The 19862-nt window shown below is 61.7% G+C and carries 15 protein-coding genes and 2 pseudogenes; 13 read left to right on the top strand and 4 right to left on the bottom strand.

The features are described from left to right. Position 1: 1 nt before the first annotated feature. From P3T24_RS30500 to P3T24_RS30480, 5 genes and pseudogenes are all read left to right on the top strand, one after another. Positions 2-79: pseudogene (locus P3T24_RS30500) on the top strand (hypothetical protein); the annotation flags it as partial. A 76-nt stretch (positions 80-155) separates the two neighbouring features. Continuing rightward, entirely contained in the window at positions 156-971 is an 816-nt protein-coding gene (locus tag P3T24_RS30495; RefSeq protein ID WP_429440372.1) for a LysR substrate-binding domain-containing protein, read from the top strand. Between the two features lie 181 nt (positions 972-1152). Further along, positions 1153-2202 carry an Ldh family oxidoreductase gene (locus P3T24_RS30490; RefSeq protein WP_429440371.1) on the top strand — a complete coding sequence of 350 codons (1050 nt, stop codon included), beginning with the start codon at positions 1153-1155 and terminating at the stop codon, positions 2200-2202. A gap of 126 nt (positions 2203-2328) precedes the next feature. Next, positions 2329-3609, top strand: a complete 1281-nt coding sequence (locus tag P3T24_RS30485) for an MFS transporter (protein ID WP_429440370.1) — start codon at positions 2329-2331, stop codon at positions 3607-3609. Positions 3610-3693: 84 nt separating this feature from the next. Then, positions 3694-4425: an ABC transporter substrate-binding protein gene (locus P3T24_RS30480; RefSeq protein WP_429440368.1), complete on the top strand. Its 732-nt coding sequence runs from the start codon at positions 3694-3696 to the stop codon at positions 4423-4425. A gap of 44 nt (positions 4426-4469) precedes the next feature. Here P3T24_RS30480 and P3T24_RS30475 read toward each other — a convergent pair whose 3' ends face one another. Continuing rightward, positions 4470-5045 carry a DUF308 domain-containing protein gene (locus P3T24_RS30475; protein ID WP_429440366.1) on the bottom strand — a complete coding sequence of 192 codons (576 nt, stop codon included), beginning with the start codon at positions 5043-5045 and terminating at the stop codon, positions 4470-4472. Between the two features lie 350 nt (positions 5046-5395). On the opposite strand from P3T24_RS30475, the gene P3T24_RS30470 reads away from it, so the two are divergent. After that, positions 5396-6409, top strand: coding sequence for a Gfo/Idh/MocA family protein (locus tag P3T24_RS30470; protein WP_429440364.1), 1014 nt, complete (start codon positions 5396-5398; stop codon positions 6407-6409). Positions 6410-6884: 475 nt separating this feature from the next. Further along, positions 6885-7997, top strand: a pseudogene (locus P3T24_RS30465) (collagen-like triple helix repeat-containing protein); the annotation flags it as partial. 242 nt (positions 7998-8239) lie between these two features. On the opposite strand, the gene P3T24_RS30460 reads toward P3T24_RS30465, so the two are convergent. Continuing rightward, positions 8240-9298 (bottom strand): serine hydrolase domain-containing protein, encoded by a 1059-nt coding sequence (locus P3T24_RS30460; protein ID WP_429288875.1) that lies wholly within the window; start codon positions 9296-9298, stop codon positions 8240-8242. Between the two features lie 37 nt (positions 9299-9335). Further along, a complete protein-coding gene (locus P3T24_RS30455) occupies positions 9336-10631 on the bottom strand; it encodes an MFS transporter (RefSeq protein WP_074269305.1) in 1296 nt (431 codons plus the stop codon). A 165-nt stretch (positions 10632-10796) separates the two neighbouring features. Here P3T24_RS30455 and P3T24_RS30450 point away from each other — a divergent pair, with 165 nt between their 5' ends. After that, positions 10797-11702: a LysR family transcriptional regulator gene (locus tag P3T24_RS30450; RefSeq protein ID WP_074267344.1), complete on the top strand. Its 906-nt coding sequence runs from the start codon at positions 10797-10799 to the stop codon at positions 11700-11702. Between the two features lie 46 nt (positions 11703-11748). Then, positions 11749-12231: a YybH family protein gene (locus P3T24_RS30445; RefSeq protein ID WP_429440361.1), complete on the top strand. Its 483-nt coding sequence runs from the start codon at positions 11749-11751 to the stop codon at positions 12229-12231. Here the strand turns inward: P3T24_RS30445 and P3T24_RS30440 are convergent, their stop codons facing one another. After that, complete coding sequence (locus tag P3T24_RS30440; RefSeq protein WP_074267345.1) at positions 12232-13905, bottom strand: FAD-dependent oxidoreductase; 1674 nt, start codon at positions 13903-13905, stop codon at positions 12232-12234. Between the two features lie 225 nt (positions 13906-14130). Between P3T24_RS30440 and yghU the strand changes: the two genes are divergently transcribed. The 4 genes from yghU to P3T24_RS30420 all read left to right on the top strand — a co-directional run bounded on the left by yghU (position 14131) and on the right by P3T24_RS30420 (position 19628). Further along, entirely contained in the window at positions 14131-15003 is an 873-nt protein-coding gene (gene yghU, locus P3T24_RS30435) for a glutathione-dependent disulfide-bond oxidoreductase (RefSeq protein ID WP_429440359.1), read from the top strand. A gap of 9 nt (positions 15004-15012) precedes the next feature. Beyond that, positions 15013-15747 (top strand): Pr6Pr family membrane protein, encoded by a 735-nt coding sequence (locus tag P3T24_RS30430; protein WP_429440357.1) that lies wholly within the window; start codon positions 15013-15015, stop codon positions 15745-15747. A 114-nt stretch (positions 15748-15861) separates the two neighbouring features. Then, on the top strand, positions 15862-17052 hold the full coding sequence (locus P3T24_RS30425; RefSeq protein WP_429440356.1) for a sensor domain-containing diguanylate cyclase: 1191 nt from the start codon (positions 15862-15864) through the stop codon (positions 17050-17052). Beyond that, the gene (locus P3T24_RS30420; RefSeq protein ID WP_429440353.1) at positions 17049-19628 is read left to right on the top strand and encodes a diguanylate cyclase domain-containing protein; all 2580 of its coding nucleotides are present in this window, start codon (positions 17049-17051) and stop codon (positions 19626-19628) included. Before P3T24_RS30425 ends, P3T24_RS30420 begins: the two co-directional genes overlap by 4 nt. The last annotated feature ends 234 nt before the right edge of the window (positions 19629-19862 follow it).

Here is a 19862-nt window from a genome sequence, read left to right as displayed (position 1 = left end):
AATGAACTTTGATCTGTCCGACCTGCGCGCGTTCGTCGCCTCCGCCGATTTCGGCAGCTTTCGCGCCGCCGCCGACTCGCTGAACATCTCGCCGTCCGCGCTATCGCGCCGCCGCCGACTCGCTGAACATCTCGCCGTCCGCGCTATCGCGCCGCGTGGAAAAGCTCGAATCGGCGTTGGGCGTGCGGCTCTTCGAACGTACGACGCGCAAGATGGAACTGACAGTCGCGGGCCGCTCGTTCGTCGAAAAGGCGCGCAACGTGCTCGCCGAACTGGAAAGCTCGCTGTTCGGCATGGAGGATCTAGGACGCCGGCTGACGGGACTCGTCACCATTGCCTGCGTGCCGTCGGCGGTAAGCTTCTTTCTTCCCAATGCCCTCAAGGCGTATCACCAGACCTATCCCGGCATCCGCGTGCGGCTGATCGATGAAACGTCGTCTGTCGTATTCCTCGCGGTGGCGCGGGGCGAAGCCGATTTCGGTCTCACCTATATTGGCACGCAGGAACCCGACATCGAGTTCACACCGATCCTGCAGGATCCGTTCGTGCTTGCCTGCCAGCGCGATCATCCGCTGGCGGGCAAGCGCTCGGTGAGCTGGGCGGAGATCGCACAGTACCCGGACTACATGCTGCTCGCGCAAGGCAGCGGCAACCGGACGCTGATCGACAGCGCGCTCGCCAATGCAGTGCGGCAGCCGAGCTGGTTCTGCGAAGTGCAGCACGTTCCTGCGCTTGTAAGCATGATCGAAGCGGGACTTGGCATCGGCATCGTGCCCAAGCTCGCGCTGCCGCGCGACCGTCATCGCTCGCTCGTCAGCATTCCGGTGACGGGCCCGAGCGTGGTGCGCACGCTCGGCGTGATCCGCCGCAAGAACCGGCCGCTGCCGGTGGCTGCGCAGCATTTCTTCGATCTGCTCGTGCGGGCGCGCGGCGGCACCCGTCAGCGCGCCAAGTCACGAGCGACCGCCTGAAAACGCGTGTTTGCATGCCTTTCCGGCAGACGCGGGATTCGTGCGTGTGACGCGTCAATCAAGCGAAAAAATGCGTTTGTCATGGGAATCGGTTTGGTCCGATCATGTGTGAAACCCAGCGGCACCACACGGCAGCCGCATGAACCGCACGGTTTGCAGATCGAAGGAGACGACCCGTTCCATGACCCAGTCCACGTCCACAAATGGCATCGTCAGCAAGGCACGGCTGACCGAACTGTCGGTCGAAGCGCTCTGTGCGCTCGGCCTGAATCGTACCGACGCCACCGACGCCGCCACCATTCTCGTGCTGGCGGATCTGTTCGGCTTGCGTACGCACGGCACGAGCCGAATCGAATCGTACGGCTCACGCCTGCGCATCGGCGGCATCAATCCCGCGCCGTCGATTACGTCCGAGCAGGTTGGCCCCGCGCTTTACCGGCTCGACGGCGATAACGGCGTCGGCCCTCTCGTGGGCTTCCGTGCTCTCGAACTGGCGATGAAGGCCGCGCGCGAACAGGGTATCGCGTGTGTGTTCGTGCGTGGGAGCAATCACTTCGGTCCCGTTTCGCCGTATTCCTACCTGGCCGCGGCGGAGGGCTTTGCCAGCATCATCGGCAGCAATGCGACGACGACGATCGCGCCATGGGGTGGCACCGACGCGCGGCTTGGCAACAGTCCTGTGGGCTTCGGTGTACCGAATCCCGGTGGCCGTCCGTTCATTCTCGACATGGCGATCAGCGTCGTCGCGCGCGCCAAGATTCGCAACGCGCTGAAGCGTGGCGAAGCGATTCCGGGCGACTGGGCCACCGACGCGCAAGGCAAGCCGACCACGGACCCGAAGGCCGCGCTCGATGGCTTCCTGCTGCCAATCGGCGGCCATAAGGGCTATGGTCTCGCGCTGGTCGTCGATCTGCTCGCGGGGCTGCTTTCCGGCGCGGCTTATCTAACGCACGTGAAGTCGTGGGAAAACGAGCCGGACCAGCCGCAAAACCTTGGCCACTTCTACATCCTGATCGATGTCACGATGCTCGGCAGCGGCGCGTGGCTCGCCGCGCGCATGGCCGACTATGCCGCGATCCTGCACGGCTCCGGGCCGGCTAATCCGAACGCGCCCGTGATCGTGCCTGGCGAGATCGAGCTGGACCGGCTGGACCGTCAGATGGCCGACGGCATCGATATCGGCGCAGCGCAGCTCGCGATGCTGGAAGCGGCCGCGCGCCCGCAGAGCTGAAGCGCTGGTTCGCGCATGATCCGCGCATCAGGCGGAGACGCGCCGGCGAGGAGACACGCGGCGGACCCAGGCGGCTCATCACGGCGCTTGGCCCGCAAGCGCATAACGACATTGGAGGAGCTACAGGTGACGAAAATCCGCTGGCGCATCGTCCTGCTGCTGTTCATCGCGGGTTTCATCAACTACCTGGACCGGTCGGCGCTGTCTGTCGCGGCGCCGGCGGTCATGCAGGAGCTGCACTTGTCGCCAGCCAACCTGGGGCTGGTGTTCTCGACGTTCTTTATCGGCTATGCGGTGTTCAACACGATCGGCGGCTGGGCGGCCGATCGTTGGGGCGGCAAGCGCGTCTTTTCCGGCGCGATCCTGATGTGGTCCGTGTTGTGCGGAACAACCGGCCTCGCCACCGGCTTCGGCTCGCTGCTGGTCATCCGTACGTTTTTCGGCATGGCCGAAGGACCGCTCGCGACGACCATCAACAAGATCGTGAACAACTGGTTTCCGCACAAGGAATCGGCCACCGCGTTCGGCTTCGCCAATTGCGGCCTGCCATTGGGCGGCGCGGTCGCCGGCCCAGTCGTCGGACTGCTGACCGCGGCCTACGGCTGGCGCATCGCATTCGCCGGCGTCGCGTGTCTCGGGTTGATCTGGCTGGTGTTCTGGCAATTCATGACCACCGATCGGCCGCATCAGCATGCGCACGTGTCGGAAGAAGAGCGCCGACTGATCGGTTCCGACCGTGCCGTCTCGGAGGATCCCGCTGATCTGAAGCCGCTCGGCGCCTACCTCAGACAGCCCGCCATTCTCGCAGCGATGATTTCGTACTTCGGATACAGCTACATCCTGTTCTTTTTCCTCACGTGGTTCCCGAGCTTCCTGATGATGGACCGTCATCTGAGCCTGAAAAGCATGAGTCTCGCGACGGTGCTGCCGTGGCTGCTGGGCTTCATCGGCTATGGCTTGAGCGGCCTGCTGTCCGACCTGATTTTCCGCCGCACGGGCAATGCGCTGCGCGCGCGCAAATGGGTGCTGATCGTGTGTCTTGGCGCGGCGGGCATCTGCGTCGCGCTCGCCGGCACCGTGACGACCACGCTCAGCGCATTGCTGCTGATGGCCGTCGCCGTGTTCGCGTTGTATCTGAGCGGCAGCACGTACTGGGCGCTGATCCAGGACACGATTCCTGGTGCGAAGCTTGGAAGCGTTGGCGGATGCGTGCATTCGATCGCCAACTGCGCGGGTATCATCGGCCCTGCATTGACGGGTTTTCTCGTGCAGCGGAGCCATACCTTCTTCAGCGCTTTCGTGCTGGCGGGTGGCATTGCGCTCGCGAGCGTGCTCGCTGTCGCGATTCTTTTGCGGCCGGGCTTGCCCGGCCGGCTCAAGGCGAGCGAGGCGCGCATAGCCGGTTGAAATCACTGCCCACTGCATCTGGGAACTCGCCGTGAAGCATCGACAGCGGCCCACACGAACCGAATCTCGAACCTACTCATAGCCATGAAAGCCGATCCGTCTGTCATTCAAGCCTTTACGCCCGCAGGCAAGCTGCGCGCATCCATCAACCTCGGCAATCCGATTCTCGCGGGCAAGGATGCGTCGGGCACGGTCGTCGGGGTTTCGGTCGATCTTGCGCGCGCTTTCGCCGCAAAGCTCGGTGTGGAACTGGAACTCGTTGTGTTCGATGCGGCTGGCAAGTCCGTTCAAGCGGTTAGCGAAGAGCGCGCGGACTTCGGCTTTTTTGCCGTTGATCCGTCGCGAGGTGAGACCATCGCATTCACCGAACCGTATGTGCTAATCGAAGGCTATTACCTGGTGCGCGATGCCTCGCCGATTCGCGACAACGCAGACGTCGACCAACCTCAGCATCGTGTGGCTGTCGGCAAGGGTAGCGCCTATGATCTGTTTCTCACACGCGAATTGAAGCACGCGCAGATTGTGCGTGCGCCCACCTCGCCGACGGTCGTTCAGACGTTCCTCGACGAGAATCTCGAAGTCGCGGCGGGGGTCAAGCAGCAGCTCGAAGCCGATGCGCGCAACGCGTCTGGCCTGCGTCTGCTCGACGAGCGCTTCATGGTCATCCGCCAGGCGATGGGTGTGCCCAAGAGCCGTGGCGCCGCGGCGGCACATGCGTTGCACGCGTTCGTTGAAGAGATGAAGGCGTCCGGTTTTGTCGCCGAGGCTCTCGAGCGGCATGGCATCGTCGGCGCAACTGTCGCGCCGGCTGCTTGACGCGAGGGGTGCGGACCGGTTGCGACTAGCTGGCGTGTGGGCGTTCAGGCAACCTTGCGTCGCAGCTGGCCAACGGATAGCAAGAGCGCAGACACGAGAAAATAGACGGCGCCCACCGCTGCATAGCCAGCCACTTTGGCAATAGCGGGAGGCATTGGCGCATGGGCTTGTACGATGAAAAATGCACCTGCCAATGCCGACTGTCCGCCGCTCAGGATCATCGCCCACTGCGCACCGAAGCGCTTCCAGCGGCGGACGGCAGTGCCGAGCTGAAGCAACCCGGCAAGTATGGCCCAGACGCCAAATACGCCGAGAACGCCGTTCATGTTCACCGTCCACGCCATGATCACTGCAACCGCTGTCAGGACGCTGATGAGGACGTTCGTGGCCTGGGTACGATTTTCAGCCATCCCACCGCTACGCGACATGTCGACGTAGTTGGCCAGTGCATCCCATGCAGGATAGACGACGAGCAAGACAGCCGCGCCGACCGGGGAGTGCTGTCCGATGGAGAAAGCAAGTGCGACCCAGATAGCGGAAAACGCGGTCCGAATAAAGTAATAGTGCTTGAGCCAGCGTTCTTCCCGAACGCGAGTGATATCTTCGTGATGAGCAACCATTGCGACTCCTTAAAGTTTTGACAAAGGCGGCCCGACTGCACGTGATCTATCGCACGGCTAAGGCTCGCGTCGATAGAAAGGATCGCACCTGACTTGTCTCTGCGGTATCGGTCAAATGACCGACTCTGGCTAATACCGGTTCGAATGCAGCGACCGGCCAGAAGGCAGCGACGGTTCGATTGCGAAAGCGGTGGTGGGCGCTCTTGTACCGGCGATGGTGGTTGTGGTCGCCGCGTGTAGACTGGCAGGATCGGATGCGTCTGGTCTTTCGCGGGCTCATGAACTTGCCGGCTCACGCGATTGTCCAGTCTGTCTCTACTCCTCAGATACTGATCGGAAAAGGAGAAGTCATGGCAAAGGATGAGATTGTCTGGGGAATCCTGGGCGCCGCGAAGATCAACAACAAGGTTGTCGTGCCCATGCACAGCGCGCCAAAGTGTCGGGTTAAGGGCATCGCGTCGCGATCTCAGGAGAAGGCTCGGGAAGCCGCCGCCAAATATGGTCTGGCCGTGGCATACGACAGCTACGAGGCGCTTCTGGCGGACCCGGAAATCGACGCGGTTTATATTCCGCTACCCAATCACATCCACGTGGAATGGACGATCAAGGCCGTCGAGGCAGGCAAGCACGTCTTGTGTGAGAAGCCGATCGGGCTGGACGCCCAACAGGTCGAACAGCTCATCGCTGCGCGCGACAGAACCGGCCGTTACATACAGGAAGCGTTCATGGTTCGCACGCATCCGCAATGGTTGAAGGTGCGGACCTTGATCGACGAAGGTGTGATTGGCGAATTGCGGGCAGTGACCGGCGGCTTCACCTATAGCAACACGAACCCGAACGATATCCGCAACCAGAGCGAACTGGGCGGAGGTGGTCTGCTCGATATTGGTTGTTATCCCATCACAACGTCACGCTTCGTTACCAGGTGTGAGCCGGGGCGGGTGGTTGCCCTGATGGAGCGGGACCCAATATTCGAAGTGGACCGGCTCGGCTCCGTGCTGATGGATTTTGAAGGTGTGCAGGCGAGTTTCTTCTACTCCACCCAGACCTATAGCTATCAGCGGATGCAATTTCACGGCACGAAGGGGCGGATCGAAGTCGAGATTCCATTCAATGCGCCAGCCCATCGACCGACGCGTCTGTTAGTGAGCGAAAACACCAGCGCCGGTGTCGCGACTGATCGCTGGGTGGAACTTCCTGTGTGCGATCAATATGGCATCGCAGCGGCCACGTTCGCCGAGGCGATATTGAGTGGACGCCCGCAGGCTATACCACTAGAAGATGCACGCGCGAATATGCGAGTGATCAATGCTGTGTTTCGCTCGGCTCGATCTGGCGCGTGGGAGAGAATCCCGGAAAGTTGAGGTGCTTCGCGGGGGCATCGCGTTACGTTACACGTGCTCGCTCGTTGAGGTGTTCCTCGACACATCCACTTTGGAATGCGGCTTTCCGAGTCGGCGTTCGCTAATTAACGCATTGATTTGAATGGTATTTTTTCGATCAATTCCTTCGTCTTACAAATCGGCATAGGTCTTGCAGTTAGCTCCCCGCAGCAGATAACCACATTTGCGGGGGAGCTAAACCATGAACAGATTCAAACTGTCGGCGATCGCGATGTGCGTGTCGTCGATGATCGTCCTGACGGGCTGTGGAAGTACGCCGACGAAGCCGGGCGGAGTTGGAGCAGGTGCTGGAGCAGGAACAGGTGGTGGTACGCCTACACCCACGCCGACGCCAACGCCAACGCCAACGCCAACGCCAACGCCAACGCCAACGCCAACGCCAACGCCAACGCCGACGCCGACGCCGACGCCGACGCCGACACCGACGCCGACGCCGACGCCGACACCGACGCCCACGCCCACGCCCACGCCGACACCAACGCCGACACCAACGCCGACACCGACACCGACACCAACGCCTACGAGCGCCAACCCGCTCGGCGTAGTGGTCCAGAACGCAGGCAACGTCGTGACCAGTACCGGCCAGACGGTATCGTCGGTGGGCAACCAGATTGGCCTCACGCCGATTCCCGGCGCGAATCCTGCCACCACAACAGCGCTCGGCAACGTTGTGTCGAATCTCGGCGCCGGCGTTACCGCATTGGGCGCTGGCGCGACGAACGGCCTCGGACAGTTGGGCAATTCCGCCAATCCGCTAGGCCCGACGGTGTCGAGCACGGGCAACCTCGTCTATGACGCGGGCCAGGCGGTCAACAGCGCCGGCCAACTCGTAAGCAGCCTGGGCAGTGGTCCCACTGCGCCGCTTAGCCCGCTGACCACGCCGCTCGGCAACACAGTCTCCACGGTCGGCAATGCTGTCAGTGCGCTCGGGACGCAACTCACCACCACGCTGTCCACAGGATTCATTCAGCAGGTGACGCAAACAGTGAGCGCGCCCATCACGCCAATCACAACCGTTCTCACGCAGACGACTCAAACCATCGGCGACACGACCGGTCTCGGCTCGCCGCTGAACGGCTTGCTGTCGACGATCGGTCACGGACTGGATGGCGCTGGAACCAAGCTCAGTGGTGCGACCGGCAATCCGATTGGACAGAATCTCGGCAATGTCGTGACGGCAGTCGGCAACACCGTCACCTCGGCCGGCGGCTTGCTCACGGCAGGCGGCACACCAGGCAACCCGCTCGCACCGCTGACCGGCATTCTCACCTCGTTACCCGGCACCTTGAGCGGCGTGGCAGGCGGCGTGAAGAGCGGCGGCACCAGTCCACTTGCGCCGGTGACGTCGTTGGTGACCACGCTAACCGGCTCACTCGGTACGGTCGCGGGCTCGGGTACGGGTGGCACGGGCGCCGCCGGAAATCTGCTTGCGCCGGTCACGGGGCTGGTCAGTACCTTAACGGGTGTATTGGGCGGCACGACGACGGCCACAGGCACATCTGGCGGCGGATTGCTTGGCGGCCTCGACGGTTTGGCCAGCAAGAAGTGACAGGATAGGAAAGCGATGAAAACGTCCGCCCAAGACGTCAAATGTCTTGGGCGGCGACACAACTAAAAACTTCGGTATGCAGATTATCGACCGCGTCACTTTCAGAAGAGATCATTGCCCACGAGAATGACCTTCGGCAGCACTGCAACGCGTTCATCGTCGACACGTGCAAGGGGCTCGATAATCTCGTTTGCATCGACATCAACGCCGTTGCCCATGTCGGGAAACAGGAACGGCTACGATTAAGCTGCGCGGGGCGCCTCGACCGCTTCCAGAACTCGCCCAAAGAACTCGTTCGCGTGCGCAGGATTCAACCACCGGACGATTACGGTCATGCGTCGCTCGGGCTCGATCCATGTGAAAGAGCTACCGGCTCCGACGCCGAAATAGCTTGACGCTGGCACGCTCGGGAAAATCTTGCGATCGGTATTGAGCCACACAAGGTAACCGTAGAACGGCGCAATCGCACATGGCGTACGCATACGCGCGATCCACTCGCGAGACAGAATCTGCCGGCCGTCAACCATGCCCTCGTTCAACAGCAGTTGCGCCACTTTGAGCTGATCGTTCGCGCTGACGGACATACCGCCGCCCCAGTGCGTCCCGCCCGGCACGGATTGCATGCGCCGGCCATCCATCTCCACCCACGCATTGTCGTAGCCAACCCATTGCCAGTTTTCGCTCGCGCCCGCCGGGCGCATGATCGCCTCGCGGAACACCTCGGGCAATGGTTTCCGGAACAGATGAAGCAGCGCCAGCGAAAGCTGGTTGATACGCACGTCGTTGTATTCCCAATACGTCCCGGGGCGCTGCAAAGGACGCAGATCACCTTTTTTGCCGTCCGGTGGTGCCGCGAAGTTGACGGCGCGATAGTGGTCCGCCTGATCGGACAGGCCAAAGTACGTGCCCTGCCATTCGCTTGTTTGCTGCAGCAGATGAGCCCAGGTCACGGCGGCATTGTGCTCATCGTCAAAGCCGATGCCGGGCACTCGCACGTGCACCGGTTCGTCTACGTCCGGCAGCAGGCCGCGGTCGTAGGCAATGCCTGCGAGTAGCGCCAGGTACATCTTCGCGACGCTGAAAGTCAGATCGGCCCGGTCGGGCTCGCCCCATGAGGTCAATACGCGTCCATCGAGTGCGATCGTGCCGGACACGGGACCGCGGTCATGCACCGGCCCGAGCAACCGGTTCCACGGTGGCGGGTCGTTCACATGCACGCCCCACATGCCATCCACATGGCGGTCCCAAAGCGACTCATGATCAACTGCAAACTGCACCGCTTGTTCAAAATCGTATTGCATTCGTAGGATCCCGATTGGTTCGAAGGGCCCGGCTGACCTAGTGGGCATTCAAACGTGCCCGCGCCCACACCACCGTGAACAGACTGATGATGGCCGCGAACATCAGATAGAGGCCGGGCGCCAGATTATTGCCTGTGGCCTCGATCAATGCCGCCACCGCGAGCGGCGTGAAGCCGCCGAAAACGGTCGTGCCGATGTTATAGCCGAGCGCCATGCCGGTGGTGCGGGTGCGGGTCGGGAACAGCTCGGACATCAACGCAGGAATCGGCGCGAAGTAGGTGGCCTTCAGCAGGGCGACCCACACCACCGCGGCAAGCAACGTCGCAAGCGACGGATGGGCGTTCATGAACATGAACGCAGGATAGACCGTGAAGAAGAACAACGTGCCTGCGACCAGCATGATGCGCGTGCGGCCCACCTTGTCGGACCAGTGTCCGACCACCGGTGTCAGCACCATCATGATGAACCCGGCGGCCAGCGTCGCAATGAAGCCTGACGATGGCGCGAGGCCGAGTTGCCGCGCTGCATACGTCGGCATGTACAGCAGCATATAGTTGGCCGTGGTGGTGAGCACCAGCGAGCCGATCGACACCAGCACGCGTTCCTTCTGGGTAGCCAGTAGTTCACGCACCGGCGAACTCGACTTCTCCGCCCGTTCGAACTCCGGCGTTTCATCCATGCGGCGCCGGATATAAAGCCCGATTGGACCGATCAGCATGCCGAACAAAAAGGGAATGCGCCAGCCCCAGCCTTCGAGCTGAGGCTGCGTCAACGTGCCGGTGAGCACTGCGCCGAACGCCGAAGCGAGCAGCGTGCTTGCCCCCTGGCTCGAGAACTGCCAGCTCGCCATGAAGCCTTTCCGTGCCGGCGCATGCTCGATCAGAAACGCCGTGGAGCTGCCGAATTCGCCGCCAGCGGAAAAGCCTTGCAACAGACGCGAAACGAAAATGCCGATCGGCGCGACCAGGCCGATCGTGGCATAGGACGGCATCAGCGCGACCATCCCGGTGCCGAGCGTCATCATCGAAATCGACAGCGTCAATGAAGCCTTGCGGCCCTTGCGATCGCTATACGAGCCGAGCGCCAGCGCACCAAGCGGCCGCGCCAGATATGACAGCGCGAACGTGCCGAGCGTGAGCAGCAGCGACACCGTCTTGTCATGCGTTGGAAAAAACAGCCGCGACAGCGTGGTGGCAAAGTACCCATAGACGATCAGGTCGTAAAACTCGAGCGCATTTCCAATGGACGTTGCCAGGATCAGGCGTGATACCCCGGCGTGCGAGACGGGCTTGGCGAGGGATTCGCTTACTACGGCTGCTGAATCAGGGCTCATGGAGGCGTCCTTGGTCGACATCGTTCTCCGTCGTCACGCGCCGTGGGCGCGCGCCTGGCTCGTACGAAGCAGTGTAACGATCTTGGCGTGGACGATATTTGTGGACAATTACAATATTTGGCAGATATCGTTGCCGAAACGGCAAAGCGGGGAAGCCTGACCGAAATGGACAATACTGCACTGCGTTACTTTCTCGAAGTCGCCCGCAGCGGCTCGCTCAGCAAGGCGTCGGAGCGGCTATACGTGGCGGTGTCGGCGTTAAGCAGGCAGATTGCGAAGCTCGAAGAGGAAGTCGGTGCGGCGCTTTTCGAACGGCGGCCGCGCGGGATGGTGCTGAGCGATGCGGGACGTGTGCTTGCCGAACACGCGCGGCGCAGCCTGCTGGAAACCGAGCGCGTCACCGACGAAATTCGCGGGCTGAGCAATGGCAGCCGCGCGACGATTCGCGTGGCAAGTTCGGAAGGAGTCGCGCCGTATTTTCTGCCGCAGGTATTTGCACGCTTCCTGAAGACGCATCCGGCGACGCAGTTTCAACTGGATGTGTCTGCGCCATCGGTTGCGACACAACGCGTGCGTGAAGGTACCGCGGATATCGCCGTGTGTTTCAGCGTCGCGCCGGAGAAGGACATCCATGTGGTGTATTCGCAGCTGGCGCCGATCTTCGCACTGGTCAGGCGCGATCATCCGCTTGGCGCACGCGAGTCCGTCTCGCTCGCGGATCTGATGGCCTGGCCGCTCGCCATCGACAACCAGGGTGTGACGATCCGCCAGATGTTCGATATTGCGTGCAGTCTGGAAGGCCTGGTTTTCGAGCCCGTGTTCGTTAGCAACTACCACGCTGCGCTGCAGAGCTTCGTGCTGCTTACCGATGCTGTCACGCTAACCGGCTTCCTGACCGTGCGCAGCCGCCTCGTAATGGAGGGACTCGCAGCCGTGCCGATCAGCAATCCCGAACTACACCAGCGCAGGCTTCAGGTTCAGACGATGGCCGGCCGCACGTTACCGCATGCATTGCAGGCGTTTGCCGAACTGCTGACAGGCGCGATCCACGATCCTGCTCTTCTCGACTGACTCATCGAGAGAGCCACTACCGCAACCCGATCAAAGGAGTTCCAAGGTGAAACGGCACATTTCCCTTTTGCTCGCTGCACTTTTCATTGGCAATACGCTGGCTTGCGTAGCGACGTCCAATGCGAATGCCGCAGAGCCGTCGTCTCAGGAAGCGCAGTCTGCGGCTGCGCAGCTTGGACATCTTTACGACACCAACTACGCGGCTAAAAATGCCGATGCCATGGCGCAACTGTATGCCGAAGACGGCATGCTGGTTTCCCCGGCCGGGAAAATCATCAAAGGACGCGCAGCACTCAAGGAGTACTACGAAAAGCGCTTTGGTTCGGGCGCGAAAGAGCATCACATTCACGTGATCGATGCGAGCGCGCAAGGCGACGGAGGATTCAGCGTCGCAGAGTTTTCCGTTCAGGTGCCAAAAGGCGACGGGACATTCCGCCAGGAGAGCGGCCATATCATGGCCGTGTACGTCAAGGAGGGCGACGGTTGGCACTTCCGGGCAGTGGAGCCGAGCGTACCCGCCAAGGATTAGTCACGCCCACCCTGCAAGATATTGATGAACCGCTTGAATGGCGGCCGCTCCCTCTCCCACGGCGGCTGCCACTCTTTTGACGGAGCCGCTGCGCACGTCGCCTGCCGCAAAGATACCGGGCCGGCTGGTCTCGAGATCGTGCGGCGGCCGCTCTGCTGTCCATTTGGCGCCGGTATCGGCGCCGGTCAGCACAAACCCATCCTTGTCCAGGGTGACGCAATCGCCAAGCCATCCGGTACTGGGCTGAGCGCCAAGAAACAGGAAAACGTGCCGGATGGGTTTATGTTCAATCTCTCCTTGCCGATTCCACTTTATGGCCTCGAGTCGCGACTCGCCGCATAACTCGACGATCTGTGTCTTCGTGTGAAGCGTGATGTTGGACGCCGCGTTGATCCGTCTGATCAAATACGTCGACATGCTCGCTCTGAGTCCCTCTCCGCGAATCACCACGTGGACATGGCGCGCGAACCTCGCAAGGAATACCGCAGCCTGTCCCGCCGAATTGCCGCCGCCCACCACGATCAGCTCTTCGTTGTTGCAGAATGCGCCCTCCATGAAGGTCGCGCTGTAGTAGATGCCGCGACCCTCGAAGTGTTCGAGACGCAAGAGATCCGGCTTCCGGTAGCGCGCGCCGCTGGCAATGACGACAGCGCGAGCGTAGACGCACTCGTCCTGATTCAGGCCGATGTGAAACGACCTGGCATCCGTGCAGTCGATGGTCAGCGCTTCGATAGGCACCCCAACTTCGGCGCCGAACTTGCGGCACTGCGACAGGCCGCGACCGGCTAGCGCCTGCCCCGATATGCCGGTTGGAAAGCCAAAGTAATTTTCGATCTTCGAACTGGTGCCGGCCTGGCCTCCCGGCGCCTTGGCGTCCAGAACGGCCACCTTTAGTCCCTCGGATGCGGCGTACACCGCGGCCGCGAGTCCTGCGGGTCCCGCGCCTACCACAACGAGATCGAAGTGCTCGCCGTCGAGTCTGTCCGGACTGAGGCCGATTGCATCGGCGACGGCGCGGTGGCTGGGCTGTTTCAGCACGACGCCTTGCAACGTGATTACAACCGGAATGTCGGCTTCGGTTGCGTCATAGTGCGTCAGCAGTTCTTTGGCCTCGGAGTGCTCAACGATATCGAAGTAAGCCGAGGGCTGACCGTTGCGGCTCAGGAAGTGGCGCAGACGTAGCGTAGGGGCCGAGGACGTGCTGCCGATCACCACCACGCCCACGTGTTCGCCGCGGATGAAAGCGACGCGCCGCAAAATATACGCGCGCATGATCGTTTCGCTCAACTCCGCTTCGGCGATCACGAGCGAGCGCAACGATTCCTCGTCGATGACGATCACCTCGCAATCGGAGATGGCGCGCGACGTTGCGACTGCAGCCCGGCCCGCGAGCGTGGCTACCTCGCCGGTGAAACTGCCCGGGCCATGTGTGCCCAGCAGTACGGGGCCTTCAACGGACCGTCTGGATGCCTCGATCGTCCCGGAGAGAATGGCGAACATCCCGGTGTGCCGGTCGCCTTCGGAATAGAGGATGTCGTGGGTCTTGAGTTTGCGGCGCTCGCCGTAGCGTTCCAGTATCGCCAGTTGCCTCTCGTCCAGCCGTGGGTATACCTGGTGGTAGCGGCTGCCACCCGAGGCTAGCTCGTCGAAATTGCCTGAAGAGTCGTTGCTCATGGCGGGCTCGGTCAAGTCTAAATGCGGTCTTTGCAGCGCAAGCGCTGCATCCAGTTTGCGTATGGTAACTCCGCTTGCGATTCACTAACGCACTGCTGTCATCGTGCTGCACTTTCCGTTGCGGGTCGGAACGCACTATGAGGCGGACTGCACGTTTTCCGTCAATTTGTTAATCTCGCTTCCAATCACCCATCCCACGATGCAAGGACGCGAGGAGCTTTAAGCATGAGCACTGTCGATTACGAACCGCCTAAGGTCTGGACCTGGAACAAGGATAACGGCGGCCGCTTTGCGAATATCAACCGCCCGATTTCGGGGCCGACGCACGACAAGGCGTTGCCGGTCGGCGTGCACCCGCTGCAGCTCTATTCGCTGGCGACACCGAATGGCGTCAAGGTCACGGTGATGCTCGAGGAGCTGCTCGCGCTCGGTCACAGTGGTGCGGAATATGACGCATGGCTCATCAGGATTGGCGATGGCGAGCAGTTTGGCAGCGGCTTTGTCGGCGTGAATCCGAACTCCAAGATTCCCGCGCTGCTCGATCGCAGCGGACCGAAACCCATCCGCGTGTTCGAGTCCGGTGCGATCCTGGTACACCTCGCCGAAAAATTCGGTGCTTTCCTGCCGACTGAGCCGAGCGCGCGCGCCGAGTGCCTGTCGTGGCTATTCTGGCAGATGGGCAGTGCTCCCTACCTCGGTGGCGGTTTCGGCCATTTTTACGCGTACGCGCCGAGCAAAATGGAATATCCGATCGACCGCTTCGCGATGGAGGTGAAGCGTCAACTCGACGTCCTCGAAAAGCAGCTCGCCGAGAACGAATACATCGCGGGAGATGCGTACACGATCGCCGATATGGCGATCTGGCCGTGGTACGGCGGCCTCGTAAAGGGCTGGCTTTACGGGGCCGCCGAATTCCTCTCGGTGCAGGACTATAAGCATGTCCAGCGTTGGGCCGATGCGATCGGCGAGCGCCCGGCCGTCAAGCGCGGCCGCAAGGTCAATCGCGTCTTCGGCGAGCTTTCAGATCAGTTGCACGAGCGCCATGCCGCCACAGACTTCGATACCAGCACGCAGGACAAGCTTACCGCCGAGAAATAATCTGGAAGTATGCTGAAGCGTTCTGCTCAACCTGAGCCGCACTCATCTGAATTGCCACTGCCGACGCCGAGCTTCGCGTCGTTGAGCGTGGCATCGTTGATTGCGGTGCTGGCATGGGTGGGCTTCGCGGCACAGAGCGACATCACGATTGGCAGGATGCTGTTCCGCGGCCTGGGCGTGATCGACGGTATCGAGCGTATCAGTGCGTATCTGACGAACCTCACGACGCTCGTCGTCGCGATCAGCTTTTCGTTTGTGGCCGTACGGGCACGCTCCGCACCCGGGCGGTTCTTCCGCAGGCCACCGGTGCTCACCGCCGTGGTCGTCTATATCGTGTTCGTCGGCATTGCTTACAACACCTTGCTGCGCCATCTATGGACGCCGTACGGCTACCGCGCACTGCTCAACGAATTGCTGCACACGGTCATACCGCTGCTATGCACGCTGTACTGGCTGCTCTTCGTTCCCCGCTTCCATCTGCTGCTGCGCGATTGCCTTTTCTGGCTGATCTATCCGCTCGGCTATCTGTTGATAACGCTTTGGCGCGGCAGCGAAACCGACTTCTATCCCTATCCTTTCATTAACGTAAGCGAGCTCGGCTACGAGCGTGTGCTCATCAATGCCGTATTGCTGCTGCTCGGTTTCTTCATTCTGATGGGCGTATTCATAGCGATCAATCATCGCCGCCCACGGACGGCGCCCGCGAGGTCTGTGACCGACTCACAGCATTCATCGGACAAATAACCCTAGGTAAATACACCTACGCATATGGGTCTGATTGAAGTTGCGCAAACATTTGCCGATAACTTGTGTGACAGATGTCGTTCAAGGTAAATCGTGCCGAATATCGAAACTCTCATGCGCCGCCGTGTGCGGATCGCAACTGCGCTAGGCGCGGCGATTCTCGCCTGCGTCGGGCTCGGCGCGACCATGCAGCAATCGCAAACGGACTGGATCCAGCATTCCTACGAGGTGATGCGGCTCGAGTCGGAGATGCGCATTACGATGGTTGTCCGCGATTCGTCCATGCTGCGTTATGTGTTCGATGTCCCGACGATGGATTCGCGGGCTGGGGATCGCACGGCGGTTTTGCAAGAAATCGAGGATGCCTACGTCAGCTCCGAGATACTGCGCGCCCAGCTGCTCACGCTGACGGCCGACAATACGGAACAGGTATCGCGCCTGCAGACCATCGGTGGAGCGATGGCCCGGATCCGTGCCCGCCTCGACGAACTCCGCGATGACATGAAGGAAGGGCGCAACGGCGCTGCGCAAGCCTTGCTTGCCGATCCAGGCTATGAAGCGGATCGCGGGGTGATTCGCTCAACGCTGCAGGCCTTCGCGGATCAGGAAGCGCAACTGCTGAACGGGCGCGAACGTGCCCATACGCGCTGGGCGCTGGTTTTGTGGGGCGCGCTGGCAGCGCTCGTCATGCTCGTTGTGGTGACGCTGCATGCGCTGCGCTCGCGCGTCGTTAGCGAGGTCGCCCAGACCGAGCGTCAGCGTGGCGCTCTTGAAACGCAGCTCGACACTGACGCCGCCACAGGTCTGCATAGCCGGCACTGGCTCGCCCAGCAGTTCACCAGGGATCCCGCACATCAGCTGGGCAACACGGGCTCCCTGTCGATCATCCTGCTCTGTATCGACTCGCTCAAGCCGGTCCGCGATGCCTGGGGCTTTGAGGCTCGCGACGTGCTGTTGCGCGCCGTCCTCGAACGCATCAACCGTGTGCTGGGACCGTCCGACGTACTCGTGCGTGCCGCCGATGATCAGATCGCCATTCTGGTGCCGGACCGGATCCCGGTCCCCGGCGGTTCACGCGCGGCGACGATGGTCGTCTCGCTGGCTGGTCAACTCGACACGCTGATCGACATCATCGACGGCTTGCCGGTGTCGCCCGCTGTACGTGTCGGCACCGCAGCGTGGCCCGCTGATGGTGGCTCGCTCGACGCGCTGCTGACCACGGCCGGCGATCGCATGCGGCCATTGAGCGCGTTTCGCGCCTCGGGCGACCTGACTATCTCGACTTCCGACAGCGCCGCCGCATGAACTGGTCTATCCCGCGGCGCCCGGGTGGCCGCGCAATCACATATTTACTGGCCCGTGCTTTTATCGGCCGGAAGCTGCGTGCGTGTTCAGACGCGCTGGTGAGTTGCCGGGGAGCCGCGTGGTTGCTGTTCGCCGGTGCAGTCTACGAACTTTCGTTGGCACTGCTGCACGTAGCGGGAATGACTCAAACATGCAGCGATGTGCTGCCGTTCAACGCGTTCTGTTTCCTGGTCGCCTCCATCGGGATGCTGCGCGAGACAGGCGGCAGCGTGCGGTCGACGCGCCTCTCTCTAATTGCTCCTTTCACGCTGATGTGTGGCGGCGCCGTTGTGCTGGTCGAATGGTTGCAACGGCTTGGCTTCTCGCTCGACGCCCGTTACCTGGATAGGCTTCTCGCCGATCCGGCGTCCCAGTCATATCCCGTGGCGGCGTTGACTGCCATCGGCTTTGTGTTCTGCGGCGGGGCGCTTCTGCATTTGCGAGGACTAGCCGCACCGCGCAACGCAGTCGGCCCGCGTGTCTTCATCTACGGCACGATTCTCACGGGCATTATTGGGCTGTTGTGTCAGAGCATGGCAATTGGTGGCCTGTGGAGATGGGGCGAGCTTTTCGTTGTCGCGCCACTGAACGGCACCGGTTTCGTGCTCGCCGGTGCAACCTTATGGTGTGTCTGGGCAAAACGCCAGCCTGGCGTGAGCATTCTGGGTGAAAGCGCCAACGCGCGCGTACCCGTGATCGCCGCGCTGGTGGTTGTCAGTTCCGCGCTCGCCGTCGGCGTCATGCTCGCTTCGCTGATGGTGCGTAGCGATGAAGCAACAGAGCGCAGCGAGTTGCTGAGCGACACCGTTGAGCAAGCCGCCACATTGTCAGTCATCCTGCAGAATACGCAGGAGCATGCCAATGCGTTCGCCACGAGGCAGCAGAGCCGTTTGCAACACACGCCCTGCGCCGGCAGCCCTGAATCGTGTGCCGCCGCGCTCGACATGAGTGCCTATGTAGGACCCGATGCATTCGCTAGCATCCGTCTGGTCGGCAGCGACGGTCGGGTGCTCTCCAGCGCGGGCAGGCGCCTCGCCACGCCGGACCAGATCGTTCCGGTGCGCCCCTCTGCCGGTCAACCCGGCGTCAAGGCGCAATTGCTCTGGCACGCAGGGTTCGTCTATCGTCAGCGCTCCGAAATTTTTCTGCAAGACGCCGATGGACTTCCTGTCCAGTTCGCGCTTGAAACCGAGCAGACGTTGCCGATACTGGATTCGATGGCGGCAACGCGCTCGCGCGAAGGGCGGCGCTCCGTGCTATGTGGTCTCGACGGCCGGCTGCTACGTTGCTTCGCGGCGACCGCTTCCGAATTGCCGCACAACCTGGTGATCGATCCAGCGCTGGGGAATCGCCCACTGATCACGCCGGCATTTCATGGTGAAGCTGGCACGCAGCGGCACAGGGATTCGCGCAGCGACGACGTCGTGGTGGCCTACGCGCCGGTCGGCACGACCGGACTCGCCACAGCCTCCAAGATCAGGACCGAGGTCTTTCTCGCTCCCGTACAGCACGCGCTGCTGGTGGCCGTCGGCGTGATGGCGCTATGTGCGCTGGCAGGCACACTGTTTCTTCGAGCCCGCATCGTGCCGATCGTCAAGGCCCAGCATAGCGCTGCCGGCACCGCAGCACGCAGCGAGGCGCAACTCAGGGCTATTACCGACGCTTTGCCGTCCCTGGTCGGCTACGTGGACACATCGGAAACCTACCGGTATGCGAACGCGGCGTTTGCAACCATGCTTGGTACTCCTCCAGAAGAAGTGATTGGCAGGACGATGCGAGAGCATCTTGGCGATGCGCAGTACCAGATTTCCGAGCGATACGTCCAGCGCGCATTGGCGGGAGAACCTCAGCAGTTCGAGCGTAGCGTGATGTCGCCACATGGGTCGATCTATGTCGATGTGCGATACATCCCGCACCGCAATGCGGAGGAACGCGTCGACGGTTTTCACGTCGTAGTGACGGATATCACCGCCCGCGTCGAACAGGTCACCGCGCTCGAGCGTGCTGCCAAGATCGATCCGCTGACGGGCTCCGCCAACCGCCGTGCTTTCATGCATGCGGTCGGCGACGCCGTGAATGACCGCCGGCGTCACGGTACGCGCGTAGGACTCTGCTACATCGACGTCGACCACTTCAAGATCATCAACGACACCTATGGTCATGCAGCCGGCGACGAGGTGCTGCGTGTCGTGGCACAACGACTGCGTACTGCCACACGCGACGATGACCTTGTCGGCCGGTTCGGCGGAGACGAGTTTGTCGTGCTGCTTGGCCGTTTGCGTGACGACGATGCAGCGCGCGTAGTCGCGCGGAAACTGGTTGACGCATTCTCGGCGCCTGTCACTTTCCGCGGACAGGCGATCCCGGTCTCGATCAGCGTCGGTGTCGCGCTGGACGAAGAAGGCACCCGATATACGCCAGACGAACTGCTTCAGGCCGCTGATTGCGCACTCTACGAAGTCAAACGCAACGGCCGTGCATCATGGCGGCTCGCCACGGCGACTGCTCATGGACCGGTTGATCGTGCCGAGGACTGACTGACCGCAAGTCTGCAAGACCCCTCCAGTAGTCTTCCCCAGCCTCGCAAAACGAGAACCGCTTGAGCCGAATGCCGCGGAACGCTGCCCCTCACAACGAGGGGCAGGCGGCTTGGCTCGCACGCGCGTTGTTGCGGACAACGAATTGAAATCCCACCTGTCGCCCGCCGTCGGTCGATTATGACTGATCGTATTAGCAATAATATTTACCCAATGCCGTGCCGTATGTATGGT

This window comes from Paraburkholderia sp. GAS33, assembly GCF_050436645.1.
Classification (GTDB): domain Bacteria; phylum Pseudomonadota; class Gammaproteobacteria; order Burkholderiales; family Burkholderiaceae; genus Paraburkholderia; species Paraburkholderia phenazinium_B.
This window is presented reverse-complemented; position numbering and strand designations above follow the sequence as displayed.